The following is a 19,621-nucleotide window of genomic DNA, read 5'->3' on the forward strand; positions in this document are numbered from 1 at the left end:
TCGCGGCTTTTCGTGACATCGGCACTCGTGATGCTGGTGGCCGGCATCGCGGCGACGGTCGTGGCGCTTTCTGTCAGCCTGCTCTCGAAGGCCGAGGAGCTTCGCTCGGCACCACAGGACAACATTCGCTGGACCCTGTCGCAGCTCGAAGTGGATCTCCTTCTCGCCGCCGTGGCCGCAAGCGAAGCGTCGGGGCCGGAGGGGCTGGACGCGTTCCGCCGGCGCTTCGACAACTTCTACAGCCGCTTCGACACGATCGCGAGCGGCCGCGTCTTCGCCGAAATTCGCGCGGAGCCGGAAGTCGAAGAAGACCTGGCCAAGATCAGGGGGTTCCTCGACAGCGCCCTGCCGATCGTGGATGGCTCTGATGAGGTTCTGGACGCTGGCGTCAGAAACCTTGGCCAGCAGCTCGATGCGCTTCGGGACACGGCGCGTGAGATCGCTCTCAAGAGCGTGGAGATCACGGCTGTGCTGTCCGACCAGCGCCGCGAAGAATTCCAGAGCCTGCTGGTCGAATCCGCAGCCGTCGCCTTCGTGCTGATCCTGCTGCTCGGTCTGATGCTGGCGGTTCTGGTCAAGCAGTACCGCGAGTCCATTCGGCGCGCCGACGCCCTCTCTCGGAGCCGCGAGCGTCTGACCGCGACGATCAACTCGTCGCTCGAAGCCATTGTCGTGGTCGACGCGGACGGCCGGATCATCGATTACAACCGGGCGGCCGAGGAGGTGTTCGGCTACCCGCGCGCCCAGGCGATTGGTGGCGAAATGGCGAAGCTGCTGATCCCCGAGCACATGCGGGCCGCGCATCGCGCGGGGATGCGCCGCTTTCTGACCACCGGCGAGAAGCGGGTGATCGATGCCGGCCGCGTCGAACTGACGGCACTCAGGGCGGACGGCTCGGAGTTCCCGGTCGAGCTTTCGATCGGAAGCGTTTCCGATGCGTCGGGGCCGATCTATATCGCGTATCTGCGCGACATCACGCAGCGCCAGGCGGTCGAGCGCGAGTTGCGCGACGCACGCGACCGCGCAATGAGCGCGGACCGCGCGAAGTCCGATTTCCTTGCGGTCATGAGCCACGAGATGCGTACGCCGCTCAACGGCGTTCTGGGCGTCCTCGACCTGCTGCGCGAAACGCAGCTCGACCAGCTGCAGGCCGATATGGTCCGCGTTGCGCTCACGTCGGGCGAGATCCTCCTCCGCCACATCGAGGACGTCCTCGACATTACCCGCATCGAATCGGGGCGGCTGGAATTCACCAGCGAGCCGCTCGACCTGGGCGCGATCGCGGCCGAGGTCGAGGCAATCAACAAGCCGCTGGCCAGTCTGCGGGGCAACCGCATCGAGACGTTGTGCGAGGTCCCGGCGGCTACGGTTGCCGGTGATCCGCACCGTCTCAGGCAGCTGCTGATGAACCTGGTCGGCAACGCCGCGAAGTTCACGCGCGACGGGCTGATCGAGGTCGGCATTCGGCCCGTCAGGCAAACCAAGCAAGGCACCGAGATCGAGATCTCGGTGTCAGACACCGGGCTCGGGATCCCGCACGAAGACCAGGCACGGATCTTCGAGGACTTCGTGACCCTCGACTCGCGCTACGACCGCGAGGCCTCGGGCTCGGGGCTGGGTCTCTCGATCTGCCGGCGCATCGTCGCGGCGATGGGCGGAGAGATCGGCGTCGAGAGCTCGGCCGGCAAAGGAAGCCGGTTCTGGATCCGCCTCGTCCTGCGCGGCGCGGCGACCGGCCTGGCCGCCGATACGCATCCGGTCGGCGTTCCGGAACCGAGCACCGCAAGGCCGCGACGGTTACGGATCCTGCTGGTCGAGGACAACGACATCAACCGGCTGCTGATGCGCGAAATGCTTGCATCAGCGGGTCACGAGGTCGTGGAGGCGACCGACGGCGCCAGCGGCATCGAGGCGGCAGCGACCGGGGAGTTCGACCTCTTGCTGATGGATGTCAGCATGCCCAAGCTCGACGGGGTCGAGGCGACGCGGATCATCCGCGCACTTGGCACGGCTGCTGCACAGGTTCCAATCCTGGGAGTAACAGCGCACGCCCTGCCCAGCGAGCAGCGGCGTTTCGTTGAGGCGGGTATGAGCGCCGTAATGGTCAAACCCGTTCGACGCTCGTCTTTTCTGAGCATTGTCGACAAGCTCTGCTCGGCGAACGCCAAACTGCCGGCGCCACTCGACGTCGGCAGCATCGACGACGACATGAACGAGGACGACCCTATCGACGAGGAGACGCTCGGCGCCTTGCGCGCGGCACTCGGCGATTCCCGCGCCGACGCAGTGATTCATCGCTTCTTCCGGGAAGTCGCCGCATCCCGCGCCGCAATTCGGCTGGCGGTCGAGCGCGAAGATCTGGACACGTTGCGCGATGAGGCGCACGCCCTCGCTGGCAGCGCCGCCATCCTGGGCGCCGCGCATCTTCATTCCGGGCTTGATCGGCTCGAAACCGCTTGCAAGACCGGCGACTTGGCCCGGGCCCTGATCTGCGCCGACGGCGTTGACACCCTTGCCGAGGAAGCCGTCTCCATCATCGCGGAATTTACCGAAATTGCGCGCCCCGAGGACGCATCGCGGCGTATAGCCGGGGGAGATCCGGCATCAGCGAACTGACCCCGCGCTGCTGCAGCGGTGCAGTGCTGCAAATGAGACGAAGGCTGCACGCCAGGCGAGGGGTTCGCGCAGGCCGGTGCAGCGATATCGGGCGCTGGCGCAAAGCAAATTGTATCGTCCAAGCGTTTACTTTATCCGAGGATGAAGCTCCGCATCCGAATGAATTATCGTTTCCGGGGGGGAAGCGTGAGAATCCTCATTGCTGACGATCACGAGCTGGTCCGCGACACGATCTCGGCCTTCCTCGCACGCGAGGACGATATCGAGGTGTCGTCGGCATCCGACTTCCCGAGCTCCATCGAGAAGATCGAGGGTGAGGGGCCGTTCGACCTGGTTCTGCTGGACTACATGATGCCCGGCATGAACGGCCTTGAGGGGTTGGCCACGGCGCTCTCCAAGAACGGCGGAAAGGGTGTCGCGATGATTTCAGGAACGGCGAGCCGCGACATCGCCGAACAGGCGCTCGCCGCCGGCGCAGTCGGGTTTTTGCCGAAGACCATGGCGGCAAAGTCGCTCGTGAATGCGGTGCGCTTCATGGCTGCCGGTGAGCAATACGCGCCGCTCAACTTCATCACCGAGCGCGAGGAGGCGCAGGTGCACCCGTTGTCGGAAAAGCTTTCCGAGCGAGAGCAGCAGGTCCTCGAAGGCCTCGGCCGCGGCCTCTCGAACAAGGAGATTGCGCGCGAGCTTGAGCTCAAGGAGGTGACGGTAAAGCTCCACGTGAAGACGCTCTGTCGAAAGCTCGACGCTCGGAACCGGACACATGCGGCCATGATCGGGCGCGATGCCGGTCTATGCTGACCCGCCGGCGACGTAGCCGGCGCCCTATCGATTAGATCGACGCCCCGGAACCCGCATCGCGCCCTGCCCACGGATGCTCCACGCAGCGTGTGCATCACAGCACCCGTCGGAACGACGATCCGGAAGTTACAAAGGTCTCATGAATGACGCGCAATCTCGGCGCGTTGATCGCCGCACGCGCAGCGTCGAGATGGTGCCCGGAGTCGGACTCGAACCGACAAGCCTTGCGGCGGCGGATTTTGAGTCCGCTGCGTCTACCAATTTCGCCATCCGGGCACTCGGCGGCACTATAGGCGGGCGCGCGGACTGCGCAAGGCGAAAGCTGCAGCCACAACCCGTAGCCGGCTCGCCTCAGAGCCTGCCGGCCGCGAAGGTGTCGCACGAGTTCGGGTTGCCGCTTTCGAAGCCCGCACGGAACCACCGCACGCGCTGGGCGGACGTGCCGTGAGTGAAGCTGTCGGGCACGACCACGCCACCGGCGCGCCGTTGCAGGGCGTCGTCTCCGATACGGCTCGCGGCGCCCAGCGCCTCATCGATGTCGCCCGGCTCGAGGCTGCCAAAGCGTGCCTCGGCGTGGTGCGCCCAGACGCCCGACAGGCAATCGGCCTGAAGCTCGAGCCGCACGGAAAGCTGGTTCGCCTCGGTCGTGCCGGCCGCGGCGCGCAGGCGGCTGACCTCGGGGAGGATGCCCAGCTCGTTCTGCACGTGATGCGCGACCTCATGCGCGATCACATAGGCGGCCGCGAAATCACCCTTCGCACCGAGTTCGCGCTCGAGAACCCGGAAGAAATCGAGGTCGAGATAAGCCTTGCGGTCGCCGGGACAATAGAAGGGCCCGGTCGCCGCCGACGCGTAGCCGCAGGCCGAGCGGGTCTGACCATCGAACAAGACCAGATTCGGGGGCCGGTAGCGCAGATCCATGCCGGTGAAGATGCCGCTCCAGATCTCCTCGGTGTCGGCAAGCACGACGCCGACGAACTGCGCCCTCGGATCGTCCGACGGCGGAGGCGCAGCCGCGACCTCCTCTTGCGGTGCCACGATCGCGCCACCGGTAAGAAGAGGCGTAAGGTCGACGCCGAAATAGAGGCCGAGCAGCACCACGGCAATCGCACCCAGGCCGCCCGCCCGCCCGCCGCCAACCCGCACCATGCGCGGCATGCGGCCACGGCCGGCACGCATCCCCGCGCCGCGTCGGTCCTCGATGTTGCTGCTGGTTCTGCGTCCGCGCCACTTCATCGCGTGTCCTCGCTTCGAGCCGGTGGCGGGCGCCGCTGGACAGCTGCGGCCACCACCTGTAATCGGCAGGCTCCGTTCCGTTCGCATCAGGCTGCCACATGCTCCGCCGAACTTACGACTGGATTCTTGCCCAGGCCCGGACGCCGCACGCGCTCTGGACCCTGGCCGTGATCAGCTTCGTCGAAAGCTCGGTCTTCCCGATCCCGCCCGACGTGTTGCTGATCCCGATGATCCTGGCAGCGCCGCACCGCGCCTGGCTGATTGCCGGCGTGTGCACGCTGGCCTCGGTCGCAGGCGGCATGGCCGGGTATGCGATCGGCTATTTCCTGTTCGAGCAGGTGGGCGAGCCAATCCTTGGCTTCTACGGCTACACCGAGAAATTCGACGTGTTTCGCCAGAGCTACAACGAATGGGGCGCCTGGGCCGTGCTGATCGCGGGGGTCACCCCGTTTCCCTACAAGGTCATCACCATCCTGTCCGGCGTCACCGCGCTCGACATCTGGGTGTTCACCGTGGCATCGCTGATCGCACGGGCGCTTCGGTTCTTCCTGATCGCCGCGCTGCTGTGGAAGTTCGGGCCGGCCGTGCGCGATTTCATCGAACGGCGGCTGGGCCTCGTCTTCACGGTGTCGATGGCGCTCCTTCTCGGGGGCTTCGTGGTTGCGAAGGTGCTGATATGATGACGGCGTATGGGCGCATCCTGCTGGCGGGCGCGGGCTCGGCTGCGCTCGTGCTCGGGGCCCTCGCGTTCCAGTTCCTCGGAGGTCTGCCCCCCTGCCCCATGTGCATCTGGCAGCGCTGGCCGCATGTTGTCGCCGTGATGATCGCCCTCCTCGCCGTGACGGTCCTGTGGCGTCAGCGCCGCTGGCTCGCGGCGCTCGGCGCTCTCACGATGCTGGTGTCGGCTGGGCTTGGCGCCTTTCACGCCGGCGTCGAATGGAACTGGTGGGAGGGGCCGACGACCTGCACCTCGGGCGATATCACCCAGCTCTCGGCGGACGAGTTGATGGCGCAGATTCTCGGCGCACCGCTGGTGCGCTGCGACGAGATCGTCTGGGAGTTCCTGGGCCTGACCATGGCCGGCTGGAACGCGATATTCTCGCTCGGCTTTGCCGCGCTCTGGGCGGGCTCGTTCCTCTGGTGGCGCATGCCCTTCGAGGGCGCGGCGCGGGATTGAGTGCCGCTACCGCGACATCAGCTCTCCGGCCCGAGTTGATCCGGCCGATATAGCAGACCCCGCGTTCCATATGCCTATTGCTCGCTCTCGTAGCGCACTGACCCGCGCTTTGCGCCCGAGGTTTGACGCGGCGCAGTCGGAGCACCGCCGATGCTGTCTCGGCGTTGACCACCTGCACCGGAAGCGCCTCGTCAACTCTCCAGCTCGGCATCCCAGTAGAGGAAGTCCATCCAGCTGTCGTGCAGGAAGTTGGGCGGGAACTTGCGGCCCTTGTTCTGCAGCTCGACGGCGTCGGGTCGGCGGGGCGGACGCGAGAGGCTCATGCCCGCCTGCCGCAGCGTGAGGCTTGCCTTGCGCAAATTGCACGGGCCGCAGGCCGCCACGACGTTTTCCCACGTCGTGCGGCCACCGCGGGAACGCGGGATGACGTGATCGAAGGTCATCTCGCCGCGCGAGCCACAATACTGGCAGGCAAACTCGTCGCGAAGGAACAGGTTGAACCGAGTGAAGGCGGGGTAGCGCGCGGGCTTCACGTAATCGCGCAGCACGACCACCGAAGGCAGGCGCATGGCGATCGACGGGCTGTGCACCACCTCGTCGTATTCCGCGACGATCTGCACCCGGTCCAGGAAAGCGGCCTTGATCGCCTCCTGCCAGGGCCAGAGCGAAAGCGGGAAATAGCTAAGTGGCCGGAAATCGGCGTTCAGCACCAGTGCGGGGTGGTCCCTCAGCCCGGCAGGCTGACGAACAAACTGCCCTGCAAAACTGCCGTAGAGCATGGTCAGCCCACCTCCAACTCCCGCCGCCGCATCCGAAGCGGCGCCGCCGGGGCGTGGGTCCGGGGACACTCCGCCCCTGCGCTATTACTATATCTCGCGGCGGCTCACAGGCAAGCGCCTAGATAAGCCACTGCTTGACGGTGCAGATAGCAGATGGGCGTGACATGCAGATGACGGCTGCGCGGCGTCGCGACAACCTTGCGAAAGACGGCTCAGGCGCCGACCGGACGCTCGATTCCGAAGCGGTCCATCAGGAAGCCAAGTGCAAGCCCCAGGCCGTCGGGAGCAATGCCATGTCCGACGCCGCGGCTCACATGCGCGGCCACGGGGAAGCCGGCATCGGCCAGCGCATCATGTGCCTCGCCAAGCGCTGCGACAGGGATCACCTCGTCCATGTCGCCGTGGATCAGAAGGACCGGCGGCTTCACACGCGCCTCGGCCTCGATCCGCTCGGGAGCGTTGAGCCGGCCCGAGAAGCCCACCACGCCCGCCAGCGACACCTCGCGCCGGGGCGCCACGTGAAGGCTCATCATCGTGCCCTGGCTGAAGCCGACAAGCGCGGTTTCATGGGGGCCCACGCCCTCCTCGGCCATCGCTGTGGTGATGTAGGCGTCGAGGATCCCCGCGGCACGAAGAAAACCAGCCTTCATCTCGGACTCGGGGCTCCCGTCGATCCACGAGATCGGGAACCACTGGTAGCCCATCGGGTTGACGCTGCAGCGATCCGGCGCGTTCGGTGCGCGAAAGGCCGTGTCCGGCATGTATTGCGACAACGGCTCGGCCAGGCCGATGAGATCGTTACCATCCGCCCCGTAGCCATGCAGCAGGATCACGAGCGATTTCGTCTGGCCCGAGCTTGGTGCATGCCGGGGCCCGGTCAGGGCGGGCTCTGCGATGGTCATTGGGTTACTCCGAGATTCCCTCGCGCGACTTGGCGTGCCGGTAGTAGTGCCACAGCAGCCGCGCCGCAACCGCGCGCCAGGGGCTCCAGCTCTCGGCCTGGACGCGCAACGCCTTCTCCTGCGGCCGCGCGGGCAGGTCGAACAGCAGCCGCGTCGCTTCCTGCAGCGCCAGGTCGCCCGGGGCGAAGACGTCGGCGCGCCCGATCGCGAACATCAGGTAGATTTCGGCCGTCCAGACGCCGATGCCCTTGATCGCGGTAAGCGTCGCGATCGCATCCTCCTCGGGCATCACCGCCAGCGCGTCGTAGTCGAGGTCCGCCTCGGCAAGCGCGCGCGCATAGCGGATCTTGGGCCGCGACAGGCCGCAGCCGCGCAGGTCCTCGTCGTCCAGAGCGATCAGGACGCGGGGGTCCTCGGCGCCCAGCGCCGTGAGCTTGCGCGATACCGAGTCGGCGGCGGCCACAGACAACTGCTGCGAGCAGATCGCCTTCAGGAGCGCCGGGAACCCGCCTTCGCGCCGGCGCAGCGGCGGCGGCCCGGCCAGGGCGATCACCTCGCCAAAGCGTGGCTCGGCCCGGGCGAGCCAGTCGCAGCCCTCGGCGATACAGTCGGTGGAATGAATGATGCGTCCCGTCATGCGGGGGCAGTCTTGCCGCCCCCGCGGCCACGGTCAACGCCCGTCAGTGCCGAAAATCGGCAAGGCCATAATGTTCTGCCAGCCGCTGCAGCGCGATCTTGAGCACGACCTTGCCCGAGCGGGCCGACCAGCCCATGCGCCGCTCGCAGGCCTCGAGCCCTTCCAGGAAGCAGCAGACCCTGAGCGCGACGTCCGATAGCCCCGGACCGAGACTGTCGAGCGCCTTCATGACCCGGTCGCGCGCCATCATCGGCCCCTCGGCCGGACCGCGTGCCGGCGGATTCCCGGAACTTCGATCGCCGGGCGTCAGGAACTTGCGCCAGTCCTGCGCGACAGAAGGGCCGATCTGCGCGAGTTCGAAATCACTGCGAAGACGCTCGCCGGCCTCGACCTCGGCGGGGGTCAGGAAGGCCTGCCCGTCCGGCCCCTTGCGCCGCGCAAGCCAGCCGATCGGGCTCTCGCCCAGGTTCACCTCGATGACCTCCTCCTCGCCACTGAGCGGATCGAGGAAGACGCGCTCGGCCGTCAGCTTGTGCTGGTGCTGGAAGGCATCGGGCGCCTCGGCGAAACCGCGTGGCTCCTCGCGCCTGCGCCGGCCCTCGGCTTCTTCGGCGAGCCTGCGCTTGAGCCACGCGCGGCCAACATCACTCAGCCGATACTGCACGCTCGCATGCCCGCGCTTGCTGGGCTTGATCCAGTCGCGCTTGAGGAATTCCGCGGCGAGGCGCATCGCGAAGATCGCGATCGGTTTGCGGTGCCCGTTCGCGCCGCAGAAGACGCCGGCGCGCTCGGCGCCCTCGGCCACCAGCAGGAAGCTGCCCGGCTCGGCCAGACGGCGCAGGTAACGCCGCGCCTCGCGCTCGACCTCTGCATCGTCGGCCGGCGCGGCCACGGGACGGGCCGGTGCCGGCCCCTCGGCTCCGGTCGAGAACCGCTCCTCGGCGAGCGTCAGCATTCGATCGACCAGCGGATCGTCGCGCCGCTCCTCGACTCTTCGGATGGTGCGCGAGACGGTCGAGGGATGTGTCCCGGTTGCCGCCGCCAGCGCGCGGATGCTCTCGCCGAGCCCTGTATGCGCGAGATAGAGCGCCGCATCATGCGCCGAGCATGACGTACGCCGCTCCCCGAAGACCGTGCCCGCGAGATCCGCGCACCGATCCAGAACCTGCTGTGTTTTCGCCACGGTGAAACGCCCTTGTTTGCGTCGAATTTTATGAAACCTGTCTACGGCTCAGAACATGAATCGATGGTTAATAGGTGGATAAATATATTTATTTACAATAGATTAAGATACTTTTCTAAAGCATTAACGGCGCACGCTGCCCCCACCCGGGCTGCAACGCACAACCCGCCCGGATCAAGATCGAGCCATCGCTGAAACGGAGGCAGAAATGGGCCTGATGCAGAACGACCTGGCGACGAGGGGGATGACGGGGGCACTGATGGTCCGCCCGCGGCTCCTGGTCGAGGCGGCGCGGATCGGCGCGCGGATCCGCGCCGACCGCGTGACGGCGCCGATGTCGAAGCCCGCGCTGGCACACGCGATCGAGCACGAGCGAACCCTCGAGGGGTTGCGCCGGGCAGGTTCACCCGTCTACCGGCCTTCGCGGCATGTCGAAGCGCTGGCGATTGTCTTCTGCGGCCTTGGCGAGGCATGTGCGCAGGCGCCCGACAAGGCGCCCGCGGCACTTTCGGATCAGACGAAGGCGTCGGGTTCAGCCGCCTTCCTGCGCTCGATGTAATCGCGCAGCTCCTCGTCGACCGCGGGATCGAGCGCGGGCTGCACGTATTCGTCGAGCATCCGGCGCACCCGCCGCGAGGCAAGCTCGAAGGTGTCCGCGCCGCCCTCGTCAGACCACTGCTCGAAGGGCTTGTAGTCGAGAAGCTGCGTGCGCCAGAAGGCGTCCTTGAAGTTCGCCTGGGTGTGGGCGCAGCCCAGATAGTGCCCGCCCGGCCCCACCTCGCGGATCGCGTCCATCGCCTGACCGTTCTCCGAGATATCGATGCCCGATGCGATCGAATGCAGGACGCCCAGCTGATCCGCATCCATCACGAACTTCTCCGGGCTGGAGACCAATCCGCCCTCGAGCCAGCCGCAGGCGTGGAGCATGAAGTTGACCCCGCCCAACAGCGCCGCGTTCAGCGTGTTCGCCGTCTCGTAGGCCGCCTGCGCATCCGGCAGCTTCGAGCCGCACAGCCCGCCGCCCGAGCGGAACGGCAGGTTCATCCGCCGCGCAAGCTGCCCCGCACCCCAGAGGATCTTCGACGCCTCGGGCGTGCCGAAGGTCGGCGCACCGGAGTTCATGTCGATCGAGGTGACGAAGGCGCCGAAGATCACGGGCGCGCCCTTGCGGATGAGCTGGCTGTAGGCGACGCCCGCCAGAACCTCGGCCAGAACCTGCGTCAGTGTGCCCGCCACCGACACCGGCGCCATCGCGCCGCCGACGATGAAGGGCGAGACGATCGCCGCCTGGTTGGCCGCGGCGTATGTCTCGAGCGCCCCCATCATGATGCCGTCGAAAGTCAGCGGCGAGTTGATGTTGACGAGCGAGGTCATGACCGTGTTGTCAGCCACGAATTCCTTGCCGAACAGGATCTCGGAGAGCGCGACCGAGTCGGCCGCGCGCTCGTGCGCGGTGACGCTGCCCATGTAGGGTTTGTCGCTCAGCGACATGTGCGCGTAGAGCATGTCGAGATGGCGCTTGTTGACCGGCACGTCGGTCGGCTCGCAGACCGTGCCACCCGAGTGATGCAGCCATTTCGACATGTAGCCGAGCTTCACGAAGGTGTTGAAGTCTTCCATAGTCGCGTAGCGCCGGCCCCGGTCGCGGTCGCGGAAGAAAGGCGGCCCGTAGACCGGCGCCAGCACCAGCGACTTCCCGCCGATCTCGACCGAGCGTTCCGGGTTGCGCGCGTGCTGGATGTACCGCGACGGCGCGGTCTTGCAGAGCTCGCGCGCAAGGCCGCGGGGAATATGGACCCGCTCGCCGCGCACGTCGGCGCCCGCCTCCCGCCAGCGATCGAGCGCAGCGGGGTTCTCTACGAAATTGACGCCGATCTCTTCGAGCACCGTGTCGGCATTGGCCTCGATGATCTCGATGGCCTCGGGCGTCAGGATCTCGAAGTCCGGGATATTGCGCTCGATGTAGCGCGCGACCTCGAGGCGTGGTGCCGTACGCTCGGCACGCCGCGCCGCGCCGCCCCCCGTGCCACGCCGCCCGCGCCGAACTCCCGCCCCGTCCTGTTCCGCGCCTGATGTGCTCATTACTCACTCCTTCGGGCCCGGCGCTCGCGCGCGCGAAATGCGCGCCACGGCGCCGGGTGGCTCCGCCTCGTCCCTTCCTGAATGGCCCGAGCGGCGCGCCCCTGACCGGATGTTTTCGGCCATCCCTTGGCGAAAGGCGACATCGGCGGGTCGGCGACAGGTGACAGCGCGCCACGCGCGGGCTATGGAATCGCGCAAAATCAGGACCGCGACCCGAGGCCGAGCCCCCATGACCGCCACGCCCCAGCACGAAACCTGCCTGATCGTCGATTTCGGCAGCCAGGTCACGCAACTCATCGCCCGGCGCCTGCGCGAGGCCGGCGTCTATTGCGAGATCCACCCGTTCAACCTGGTGGACGAGACCCTCATCCGGCGCCTCGCACCGAAGGCGATCATCCTTTCGGGCGGCCCCGCCTCGGTCGAGGACGAGGGAAGCCCGCGGGCGCCGCAGATGGTGTTCGAGCTGGGCGTACCCGTGCTCGGCATCTGCTACGGACAGATGGTGATGGTCCACCAGCTCGGCGGCCGTGCCGAGGGTGGCCATCACCGCGAGTTCGGGCGTGCCTTCGTGAAGATGGCCGAGACCTCGGCGCTGATGGAGGGGGTCGCCGGCCGCGGCGAGGAGACCGAGGTCTGGATGAGCCATGGCGACCGGGTCACCGCCCTGCCGCCGGGATTCCACGTCCAGGGCGCCTCGCCCAACGCGCCGTTCGCCGTTCTCGCCGACCCCGACCGCCGCTTCTACGGCGTGATGTTCCATCCCGAGGTCGTCCACACCCCGAAGGGCACGCAGATCCTGACGAACTTCATCCGCAGGATCGCGGGGTTCAGCGGTGACTGGACGATGGGGGCCTACCGCGAAGAGGCGATCAAGAAGATCCGCGCCCAGGTTGGCGACGCCAAGGTGATCTGCGGGCTTTCAGGGGGCGTCGATTCCTCGGTGGCGGCCGTGCTGATCCACGAGGCGATCGGCGACCAGCTGACCTGCGTGTTCGTCGACACAGGCATGATGCGGGCGGGCGAGGCCGACGAGGTCGTGAGCCTCTTCCGCGACCACTACAACATCCCGCTGATCCACGCGGACGACTCCGAGCTGTTTCTCGGCGAGCTGAAGGGCGTCACCGACCCCGAGCAGAAGCGCAAGACCATCGGGCGGCTCTTCATCGACGTCTTCGACAAGCATGCGAGCGAGGTCGGCGGAGCCGAGTTCCTCGCCCAGGGCACGCTCTACCCGGACGTGATCGAATCGGTGTCCTTCTCGGGCGGCCCGTCGGTCACGATCAAGTCGCACCACAATGTGGGCGGCCTGCCCGAGCGCATGAAGCTCAAGCTGGTCGAGCCGCTGCGCGAACTCTTCAAGGACGAGGTTCGGGCGCTCGGGCGCGAGTTGGGTCTGCCCGCCGCCTTCGTGGGCCGCCATCCCTTCCCCGGTCCCGGCCTCGCCATCCGGTGCCCCGGCGAGATCACGCGCGAAAAGCTCGACATCCTGCGCCAGGCCGACGCGATCTATCTAGACGAGATCCGCAAGGCAGGGCTCTACGACACGATCTGGCAGGCCTTCGCCGTGCTGCTGCCGGTGCGCACCGTGGGCGTGATGGGCGACGGTCGGACTTATGACCATGTCTGCGCGCTCAGGGCCGTGACCTCGGTCGATGGCATGACCGCGGACTACTACCCGTTCCCGCATGACTTCCTGGGCCGCACCGCGAGCCGCATCATCAACGAGGTTCGGGGCATCAACCGGGTCGTCTACGACGTCACCTCGAAGCCGCCGGGAACCATCGAGTGGGAATGAGCCGGCGACCGATCCCCATCACCTGGCACCCAATCGGTCGGGAGACCGCGACATGACCGTTCCCTTCGCCGCCATCCATGCCCGCGCAGCCGAGCGCAAGGGCGGCGACGAGGCCCTGGCGCGGCTGCTGCCACAGCCGCGCCCGGCCACCGAGATTCGGGAAACGCCCGACGACCGGTGGCTGGCGCAGGCAACGCGCTGCGTCTTCCAGATGGGGTTCAACTGGAAGGTGGTCGATTCGATGTGGCCGGGCTTCGAGGCGGCCTTCGAGGGCTTCGACCCTGCCCGTTGGGAGGTCATGACGCCCGAGGATTTCGAGCGCCTGATCGCCGATCGCCGCATCGTTCGCCATGCCGCCAAGATCCGCTCGGTCGAACGCAACGCGGCCTTCTTCCGCGAGCTTGCGGACGAGCATGGGAGCGTGGGCAGCTTCATCGCCGCCTGGCCCGCGTCAGACTTCGCGGGCCTGCTCGAAACCCTCAAGCGTCGCGGAGACCGGCTTGGCGGCCTGACAGGACAGTATTTCCTGCGCGCGATGGGCGTTGACGGCTTCGTGCTCTCGCGCGACGGCGTGGCGGCACTGATCGATGCCGGCATTATCGACAAGGCTCCGACCTCGAAATCCGCGATGGCCGCCGTTCAAAAGGCCTACAACGCCTGGTCGCAGGAAAGCGGCCTGCCACTGATGGCGATCAGCCGCATCCTGGGCCTCAGCATCGGCGCGAACTCGGCGGGCGTCGAGTTCTGAAGCGCCCTTCGCCGTCGATCGCGGCATGCGGGAGCCGGCAGGGCGACGTCTCGACAACGCGGCCCTACTTTGATGATAGTCGGCGGAACAGCTTGCGGGCGGCGAATGCACTGGACTCACATCACCGACTGGGACGGGGCGTACTCGAACCTGAATCACGTCCCGGATGCGGACGGCTATCCCCCGCGATGGGAGGCCGATGCCCGTTCTTTCCGCGCGTCACTTGGTGATCGCGCGCGTGCCGGCCTCGCATATGGCCCGGGCCCACGGCAGGCGTTCGACCTGTTCCTGCCCGAGGCCGGGCCGCATGGTCTCGCCGTGTTCGTGCATGGCGGCTACTGGCGGCGGTTCGACCGCAGCTTGTGGTCGCACCTCGCAGCGGGACCGGTGGCGCGCGGCTGGGCGGTCGCGATGCCCACCTACACGCTGGCACCGCAGGCAAGGATCGCCACGATCGCGCGCGAGGTTGCCACGGCCATCATCGCCGCCGCGGCCGAGGTGCCGGGGCCGATCGTGCTGGCCGGCCACTCGGCGGGCGGACAGCTGGTGACCCGCATGGTCTGCGGCGACGAGCCACTGGACGAGAAGACCGCCTCGCGCGTGTCGCATGTCGTCTCGATCAGCGGCGTGCACGACCTTCGGCCATTGATGCGCACCGCGATGAACGCGGATCTCGGGATCGATCCGGCCGAGGCGATGGCGGAGAGCCCCGCGCTCCTGACACCGCGCCCGGGCACGCGTCTCGTCGCCTGGGCAGGTGGTGCCGAGCTGCCCGAGTTTCAGCGCCAGTCGGCGCTGCTGGCGAATGTCTGGGCCGGGCTTGGGGCCGCGACGACCTCGGTCGTCGAGCCGGGCAAGCATCATTTCGACGTGATCGACAGCCTCGCGGCGGCGGACGGCGCGCTGACGCGGGCGCTCACCGACATCTGAGGGAGGACGGAATGCACTGTGTCTTCGTGCAGCTGCGCTGCGAGCCGGGCAAGACCTACGACGTCGCCGATGCCATCTGGGAGCGCGAGATCGTGTCGGAGCTTTACTCGACCTCGGGCGACTACGATCTGCTGATGAAGATCTACGTTCCCGACGACGCCGATATCGGCCGCTTCATCAACGAGAAGCTGTTGGACATCCCGGGCATCAGCCGCTCGCTGACGACCCTCACATTCCGGGCGTTCTAAGCGCGGCGGAGATACCCGCCGCGCCGGTTCTCGTGCTGTTCGGTCGGATGGCGCGTCAGTTCAGCGTGCCGTCCTTCTTCATCTGGTCGTAGAGGTAGCCGCCCGCGCCGCCAACCGTGGCGCCGATGGCCGCGCCCGCGCCGGGCGAGCCGCTGAACGCGCCGATCACAGCACCAGTGGCGGCGCCGACGGCAGCACCCGTACCCGTGCGCTGGACCGACTTGTTGTCGAAGCCCTCGCAGCCGGCAAGGGTGAGGCCCGCAACCGCCATCACCACGAAGATCCCTTTTCTCGACATTACGAATTCTCCCTCGTCATCATGTCTCGCATCGATAACGGTCAATTGCAGGGGAAGGTTGCACGCATCGCTTCGATGATGCCCTGCAACGGTTCCAGGTTCGCCGCACCCTGATTTCCGGCCGCCCAGGCGACGAAGATCTCGCGGGCTTCCTCGCGCGAGACGACCCGGCCGGGACAGGCCGCCGGCTCGACGTTGAATCGCTCGTCGCGAAGCAGGGCGGCATAGAACTGCTCCACGCCCTCGATCCAGCCATAACAGAAACCGATGGCATATTTGCCGACCTCGGTGTTCTCGTCCGCCGCACACAGCCGCGCGAGCGATCCAACCGTGACGGCGTCGAAATCGTCCATGCTGGGTTCGGCCGCAGCCGCACCCGAGGCCGCGAGCGCGGCCGCCAGCGCAAATGCATATCTCAAGGGTCCGATCCTTCCCTGTCCCCATCTTCCGGGTTGTTCAACGCCCGAACCCTAGCAGAGCGAACGAAGCCGCACCATCGCATCGAACGACGCATCTGCACCCGGTGCACCCGGGCGGCCGCGTCACCGTCGGCGGCTTGACGACGGTCAAGGCAGGGACGCAAGCGGCGATGCCAGAGTGCGGACATGCGGAAGGGACGTATTCGCCCTGCGCCGCATCCCTGAGCGAGGCGCGGCAAAGCGTCCCTCGCGGCACCGCGAGAGGTCGACATCGGCGGAGGAACCGCTTACGTCACTTTTAATCCGGTTTGGGACCTGGCCTCGGGGACCGGAGCCGGCAGAACTTCAAGGGGAACGACCCATGGACTACGAGGGCTTCTTCCGCGATCGCATCGCGAAGCTGCACGAGGAAGGGCGCTACCGCGTCTTCTGCGACCTCGAGCGGCATCGCGGCGCCTTTCCGCGCGCGACCCGGCGCAGCGGCAAGGCCGAGGGCGAGGTCACGGTCTGGTGCTCGAACGACTATCTCGGCATGGGTCAGCATCCCAAGGTGCTCGCGGCGATGCATGACGCGCTCGACCGCTGCGGCGCCGGCGCTGGCGGGACGCGCAACATCTCGGGCACGACCCATGACCACGTGCTGCTGGAGCACGAACTTGCCGACCTGCATGGCAAGGAATCGGCGCTGCTGTTCACCTCGGGCTACGTGTCGAACTGGGCGGCGCTGGGCACGCTGGGCGCCATGCTGCCGAACGCGGTGATCCTGTCGGACGCGCTGAACCACGCCTCGATGATCGAGGGCATCCGCCACTCGCGGACCGAAAAGGTCATCTGGAAGCATAACGACGTGATGGACCTCGAGCAGAAGCTCGCGGCCATCGACCCCGACCGGCCCAAGATCGTGGCCTTCGAGTCGGTCTACTCGATGGATGGCGACATCGCCCCGATCGCCGAGATCCTGGATGTCTGCGAGGAATACGGCGCGCTGAGCTACATCGACGAGGTCCACGCGGTCGGCATGTACGGGCCGCGCGGCGGCGGCGTGGCCGAGCGCGAGGGGCTGATGCACCGCATCGACGTGATCGAGGGCACGCTGGGCAAGGCCTTCGGCGTGATGGGCGGCTATATCGCGGCATCGAGCGCGCTGTGCGACTTCGTCCGGTCCTACGCCTCGGGCTTCATCTTCTCGACCGCCCTGCCCCCGGCGGTGGCGGCGGGCGCGCGCGCCGCGATCCGTCACCTCAAGGAAAGCAGCGCCGAGCGCGATCTTCAGAAGCGGCGCGTGGCCGAGCTTCGCGCCCGGCTCGACGCGATCGGCATCCCGCACCTGCCGAACCCCAGCCACATCGTCCCGGTGATGGTCAAGGACCCCGTGAAGTGCAAGTACATCTCGGATCTGCTGCTGGACCAGTGGGGGATCTACGTGCAGCCGATCAACTACCCCACCGTGCCGCGCGGGACCGAGCGGCTTCGCTTCACCCCGGGGCCGCTGCACACCGACGCGGACCTCGACCACCTGGCGAAGGCGCTCGAGAGCCTGTGGGCCCAGTGCCAGCTTGCGAGGCTGCCGCGCGCGGCCGAGTGAGCGTCCGGCCGGACGCGGCCAAGAATTCCTCCTCCTACGGGCCGGCTCGCCGGCCCTTTCTTTTTCGCCGGACCGCGAAGCCGTCGGGCTTTCACGCGTGAAACCGCATCTATCGCATTGATTTTATTTACTTACCCTATGGAGAGTGCGAAAATCTTCGGGCCTGCGCGGCAAGCGCAGGACGCCCGCCCCGTGGCACCGCTTACTGCGTCTGGCCTTCGGCGTTCCGGAGCGCCACGAGCAGCCGGTCGGCGAAGTCGGGAAGTGCCCAGAAGTTCTTCTCGACATAGGACCTCGCGTTCGCATCCAGATCCGGGGCCTTTTCGAGAAGCCTTGCGCGCGCCTGCTGTGCCTCGGCCCGCCGGTCCGCTTCGACAAGAGCGACGACCCGCGCAAATCCGAGAAGCCAGATCTCGGGGCCGGAGTAGGCGTCGAGAATGGCGAGCGCCGATTCAGGATCGCCGCTCTGGATGAACCAGATCGACTTGCAGTACGGGATCCACCATGGCGCGAATGGATCGAGCGCCATTGCCCGGGCGAGAAAGACCTCGGCGCGGTCGAGCCGCCCGGTGAAGGTCAGCATGCATCCGGCGCCGCCGATGATCCCGACATTGTTGGGGTTGATGGCGAAGGCACGATCGGCGGCGGCGACGGCCTCGTCGGCCTGCTTCATGGCGCGAAAGGTTTGCGACAGCGCGCCGTATCCCTCGGCCATCAGCGGGTCGAGTTCGATCGCGCGCTCGGCGGCCGCCTTCGCGCGCTCGAGCGCGTCCGGCCTCGGATTGACCCCGTAGGCATGCTCCGTCCAGTAGGTGTAGGCGAGTTCCGCCCAGCCGAGCGCGAAGTCGGGATGCCGTTTGACTGCGCTCTCGAGACAGTCGCGCGCCTTGGCATGCACCTCGTGATCGAAGGTGTCCCAGAACTTGTAGTGCAGGAGCACGCAGTCGTAGGCGGCCAGATCATCCGGCCGCGAGGCGGTCGGGATCGCTGCCGATTTCCTGATCGCGCCGCCGAGACCACCGATGTTCGAGGCAACGCTGGCCGCGATCTCGTCCTGGATGTCCAGGATCGCCCTTGCGGTCAGGGCCTCGTCGTAGCTCGAATTCCACAGGTGGTCGCCGGTTTCGCCGTCGATCAGCTGTGCCGTCACGCGGACGCGGTCGTTGCTGCGCCGAACGCTTCCCTCGACGATATAGCGGGCGTTCAAGGCCGCGCTGACCTCGCGAAGATCATGCGCGCCGCCGCCGAAGCGAGAGGCCGAGTTCCGCGCAATCACCCGGATGTTCGAGAATTGCGCGAGGCGTGCGGTCAGTTCTTCGGTGAGCCCCGTCGCGAAATAAGCCTGCTCGGGGTCCGGGCTGAGATTGTCGAACGGCAAGACCGCCACGCCCGGTCGCGCCTGCAGCTCGGCAAGCGATGCGGAACCCGCCGGCATGGAGGCAGGCTGGTTCAGGAACCACCATGCCCCACCGGCCGCCAGCAGCGCCGCCAGCGCCGCGACCGCCCAGGGCATGCGCCGCCGGCCGGGCTGGCGGGCGCCGACGGCGCCGGGGACGTCGATCACGCGGTAGACCCGAACCGGCTGGGTTATGTTCTTCAGCCGGCGCTCGCCTAGGTCCTCGTACCCGACGTCGATATTCGCCTTGAGATGGTCATAGGCGGTTCCCGAGACCAGCACGCCCCCGGGCTCGGCCAGTTCCTCGAGCCTGGCCGCGATGTTGACGCCGTCGCCATAGATGTCGGCGTCTTCGAAGATCACGTCTCCGAGGTTGATCGCCATGCGATAGCGGATCGACTGCGCATCAGGCTGATCCGCTTCGCGCAAAGCCATTTCCCGCTGGATCTCGACCGCGCATCGCACGGCGTTCACGACCGAGGCGAACTCGGCGAGCAACCCGTCGCCGGTCAGCTTCACGATATGGCCCTGCTCGCGCTCGATCGTCGGACGGATGAGCTCCTCGAAATGGCGCTTGTGGCGCGCAACCGTTCCGGCTTCGTCCGCCTCCATGAGGCGGGAGAAGCCCGTCATGTCGGTCGCGAGTACCGCCGCCATTCGCCGAACCATGCGGACGAGCCTATCACGGCAGGTTCACCCCCCAAAGCGGCCGCGGGAAAAGCCGGGTCATTCCGGCCCTGGAAGCTTTCGGTGCCGAGCGCACTTTGCCGCGCAACCCCACACGGGGCG

19 protein-coding genes and 1 tRNA gene are annotated in these 19,621 nt (G+C 67.1%); 10 read left to right on the forward strand and 10 right to left on the reverse strand.

The features are described from left to right. Positions 1–30: 30 nt before the first annotated feature. Positions 31–2,616 (forward strand): hybrid sensor histidine kinase/response regulator, encoded by a 2,586-nt coding sequence (locus H0I76_RS04015; RefSeq protein WP_200607334.1) that lies wholly within the window; start codon positions 31–33, stop codon positions 2,614–2,616. Between the two features lie 186 nt (positions 2,617–2,802). Next, complete coding sequence (locus H0I76_RS04020; RefSeq protein ID WP_200607336.1) at positions 2,803–3,417, forward strand: response regulator; 615 nt, start codon at positions 2,803–2,805, stop codon at positions 3,415–3,417. 191 nt (positions 3,418–3,608) lie between these two features. Here H0I76_RS04020 and H0I76_RS04025 read toward each other — a convergent pair. Both H0I76_RS04025 and ypfJ read right to left on the reverse strand, forming a co-directional pair. Then, positions 3,609–3,693: transfer RNA gene (locus H0I76_RS04025), tRNA-Leu, on the reverse strand. Positions 3,694–3,768: 75 nt separating this feature from the next. Further along, positions 3,769–4,653 (reverse strand): KPN_02809 family neutral zinc metallopeptidase, encoded by an 885-nt coding sequence (ypfJ, locus tag H0I76_RS04030; RefSeq protein ID WP_200607338.1) that lies wholly within the window; start codon positions 4,651–4,653, stop codon positions 3,769–3,771. Between the two features lie 98 nt (positions 4,654–4,751). Here ypfJ and H0I76_RS04035 point away from each other — a divergent pair, with 98 nt between their 5' ends. Continuing rightward, complete coding sequence (locus H0I76_RS04035; RefSeq protein WP_200607340.1) at positions 4,752–5,333, forward strand: YqaA family protein; 582 nt, start codon at positions 4,752–4,754, stop codon at positions 5,331–5,333. Then, positions 5,333–5,830, forward strand: coding sequence for a disulfide bond formation protein B (locus H0I76_RS04040; RefSeq protein ID WP_200607342.1), 498 nt, complete (start codon positions 5,333–5,335; stop codon positions 5,828–5,830). Before H0I76_RS04035 ends, H0I76_RS04040 begins: the two co-directional genes overlap by 1 nt. Before the next feature lie 191 nt (positions 5,831–6,021). On the opposite strand, the gene H0I76_RS04045 is transcribed toward H0I76_RS04040, so the two are convergent. From H0I76_RS04045 to H0I76_RS04060, 4 genes are all read right to left on the reverse strand, one after another. After that, positions 6,022–6,609, reverse strand: a complete 588-nt coding sequence (locus H0I76_RS04045) for an HNH endonuclease (protein WP_200607344.1) — start codon at positions 6,607–6,609, stop codon at positions 6,022–6,024. Between the two features lie 212 nt (positions 6,610–6,821). Beyond that, positions 6,822–7,511, reverse strand: a complete 690-nt coding sequence (locus H0I76_RS04050; RefSeq protein ID WP_200607347.1) for an alpha/beta hydrolase — start codon at positions 7,509–7,511, stop codon at positions 6,822–6,824. A 4-nt stretch (positions 7,512–7,515) separates the two neighbouring features. Then, the gene (locus tag H0I76_RS04055) at positions 7,516–8,148 is read right to left on the reverse strand and encodes a DNA-3-methyladenine glycosylase family protein (RefSeq protein ID WP_200607349.1); all 633 of its coding nucleotides are present in this window, start codon (positions 8,146–8,148) and stop codon (positions 7,516–7,518) included. Positions 8,149–8,191: 43 nt separating this feature from the next. Beyond that, positions 8,192–9,331, reverse strand: coding sequence for a DUF6456 domain-containing protein (locus H0I76_RS04060; protein ID WP_325166401.1), 1,140 nt, complete (start codon positions 9,329–9,331; stop codon positions 8,192–8,194). 208 nt (positions 9,332–9,539) lie between these two features. On the opposite strand from H0I76_RS04060, the gene H0I76_RS04065 reads away from it, so the two are divergent. Beyond that, the gene (locus tag H0I76_RS04065; protein ID WP_200607351.1) at positions 9,540–9,890 is read left to right on the forward strand and encodes a DUF6477 family protein; all 351 of its coding nucleotides are present in this window, start codon (positions 9,540–9,542) and stop codon (positions 9,888–9,890) included. Here the strand turns inward: H0I76_RS04065 and H0I76_RS04070 are convergent. Next, the gene (locus tag H0I76_RS04070; RefSeq protein ID WP_200607353.1) at positions 9,845–11,413 is read right to left on the reverse strand and encodes a trimethylamine methyltransferase family protein; all 1,569 of its coding nucleotides are present in this window, start codon (positions 11,411–11,413) and stop codon (positions 9,845–9,847) included. The two genes, H0I76_RS04065 and H0I76_RS04070, sit on opposite strands and share 46 nt — an antisense overlap. A 229-nt stretch (positions 11,414–11,642) precedes the next feature. Here H0I76_RS04070 and guaA point away from each other — a divergent pair, with 229 nt between their 5' ends. The 4 genes from guaA (at position 11,643) to H0I76_RS04090 (ending at position 15,134) form a co-directional block, all read left to right on the forward strand. After that, the gene (gene guaA, locus H0I76_RS04075; RefSeq protein WP_200607356.1) at positions 11,643–13,208 is read left to right on the forward strand and encodes a glutamine-hydrolyzing GMP synthase; all 1,566 of its coding nucleotides are present in this window, start codon (positions 11,643–11,645) and stop codon (positions 13,206–13,208) included. Between the two features lie 52 nt (positions 13,209–13,260). Continuing rightward, positions 13,261–13,956: a DNA-3-methyladenine glycosylase I gene (locus tag H0I76_RS04080; RefSeq protein ID WP_200607358.1), complete on the forward strand. Its 696-nt coding sequence runs from the start codon at positions 13,261–13,263 to the stop codon at positions 13,954–13,956. Between the two features lie 105 nt (positions 13,957–14,061). After that, positions 14,062–14,886, forward strand: a complete 825-nt coding sequence (locus H0I76_RS04085) for an alpha/beta hydrolase (protein WP_200607360.1) — start codon at positions 14,062–14,064, stop codon at positions 14,884–14,886. Positions 14,887–14,897: 11 nt separating this feature from the next. Continuing rightward, positions 14,898–15,134, forward strand: a complete 237-nt coding sequence (locus H0I76_RS04090; protein ID WP_200607362.1) for an Lrp/AsnC ligand binding domain-containing protein — start codon at positions 14,898–14,900, stop codon at positions 15,132–15,134. Positions 15,135–15,189: 55 nt separating this feature from the next. Here H0I76_RS04090 and H0I76_RS04095 read toward each other — a convergent pair whose 3' ends face one another. Together H0I76_RS04095 and H0I76_RS04100 are read right to left on the reverse strand one after the other, a co-directional pair. Next, a complete protein-coding gene (locus H0I76_RS04095) occupies positions 15,190–15,432 on the reverse strand; it encodes a glycine zipper family protein (RefSeq protein WP_200607364.1) in 243 nt (80 codons plus the stop codon). Between the two features lie 41 nt (positions 15,433–15,473). Further along, positions 15,474–15,785 carry a Rap1a/Tai family immunity protein gene (locus tag H0I76_RS04100; RefSeq protein WP_200607366.1) on the reverse strand — a complete coding sequence of 104 codons (312 nt, stop codon included), beginning with the start codon at positions 15,783–15,785 and terminating at the stop codon, positions 15,474–15,476. A gap of 427 nt (positions 15,786–16,212) precedes the next feature. On the opposite strand from H0I76_RS04100, the gene hemA reads away from it, so the two are divergent. Further along, positions 16,213–17,436 carry a 5-aminolevulinate synthase gene (hemA, locus tag H0I76_RS04105; RefSeq protein ID WP_200607368.1) on the forward strand — a complete coding sequence of 408 codons (1,224 nt, stop codon included), beginning with the start codon at positions 16,213–16,215 and terminating at the stop codon, positions 17,434–17,436. Positions 17,437–17,638: 202 nt separating this feature from the next. On the opposite strand, the gene H0I76_RS04110 is transcribed toward hemA, so the two are convergent. Further along, positions 17,639–19,489, reverse strand: a complete 1,851-nt coding sequence (locus H0I76_RS04110; protein WP_200607370.1) for an adenylate/guanylate cyclase domain-containing protein — start codon at positions 19,487–19,489, stop codon at positions 17,639–17,641. Between the last annotated feature and the right edge of the window lie 132 nt (positions 19,490–19,621).

It is taken from the genome of Thermohalobaculum xanthum, assembly GCF_016623495.1.
Taxonomy (GTDB): Bacteria; Pseudomonadota; Alphaproteobacteria; order Rhodobacterales; family Rhodobacteraceae; genus Thermohalobaculum; species Thermohalobaculum xanthum.

Coding starts and splice junctions, on each gene's coding strand:
- H0I76_RS04015 (WP_200607334.1), top strand. CDS start 31: ATGCTGGTGGCCGGCATCGCGGCGACGGTCGTGGCGCTTTCTGTCAGC.
- ypfJ (WP_200607338.1), bottom strand. CDS start 4,653: ATGAAGTGGCGCGGACGCAGAACCAGCAGCAACATCGAGGACCGACGC.
- H0I76_RS04035 (WP_200607340.1), top strand. CDS start 4,752: ATGCTCCGCCGAACTTACGACTGGATTCTTGCCCAGGCCCGGACGCCG.
- H0I76_RS04040 (WP_200607342.1), top strand. CDS start 5,333: ATGACGGCGTATGGGCGCATCCTGCTGGCGGGCGCGGGCTCGGCTGCG.
- H0I76_RS04045 (WP_200607344.1), bottom strand. CDS start 6,609: ATGCTCTACGGCAGTTTTGCAGGGCAGTTTGTTCGTCAGCCTGCCGGG.
- H0I76_RS04050 (WP_200607347.1), bottom strand. CDS start 7,511: ATGACCATCGCAGAGCCCGCCCTGACCGGGCCCCGGCATGCACCAAGC.
- H0I76_RS04055 (WP_200607349.1), bottom strand. CDS start 8,148: ATGACGGGACGCATCATTCATTCCACCGACTGTATCGCCGAGGGCTGC.
- H0I76_RS04065 (WP_200607351.1), top strand. CDS start 9,540: ATGGGCCTGATGCAGAACGACCTGGCGACGAGGGGGATGACGGGGGCA.
- H0I76_RS04070 (WP_200607353.1), bottom strand. CDS start 11,413: ATGAGCACATCAGGCGCGGAACAGGACGGGGCGGGAGTTCGGCGCGGG.
- guaA (WP_200607356.1), top strand. CDS start 11,643: ATGACCGCCACGCCCCAGCACGAAACCTGCCTGATCGTCGATTTCGGC.
- H0I76_RS04080 (WP_200607358.1), top strand. CDS start 13,261: ATGACCGTTCCCTTCGCCGCCATCCATGCCCGCGCAGCCGAGCGCAAG.
- H0I76_RS04085 (WP_200607360.1), top strand. CDS start 14,062: ATGCACTGGACTCACATCACCGACTGGGACGGGGCGTACTCGAACCTG.
- H0I76_RS04090 (WP_200607362.1), top strand. CDS start 14,898: ATGCACTGTGTCTTCGTGCAGCTGCGCTGCGAGCCGGGCAAGACCTAC.
- H0I76_RS04095 (WP_200607364.1), bottom strand. CDS start 15,432: ATGTCGAGAAAAGGGATCTTCGTGGTGATGGCGGTTGCGGGCCTCACC.
- H0I76_RS04100 (WP_200607366.1), bottom strand. CDS start 15,785: ATGGACGATTTCGACGCCGTCACGGTTGGATCGCTCGCGCGGCTGTGT.
- hemA (WP_200607368.1), top strand. CDS start 16,213: ATGGACTACGAGGGCTTCTTCCGCGATCGCATCGCGAAGCTGCACGAG.
- H0I76_RS04110 (WP_200607370.1), bottom strand. CDS start 19,489: ATGGCGGCGGTACTCGCGACCGACATGACGGGCTTCTCCCGCCTCATG.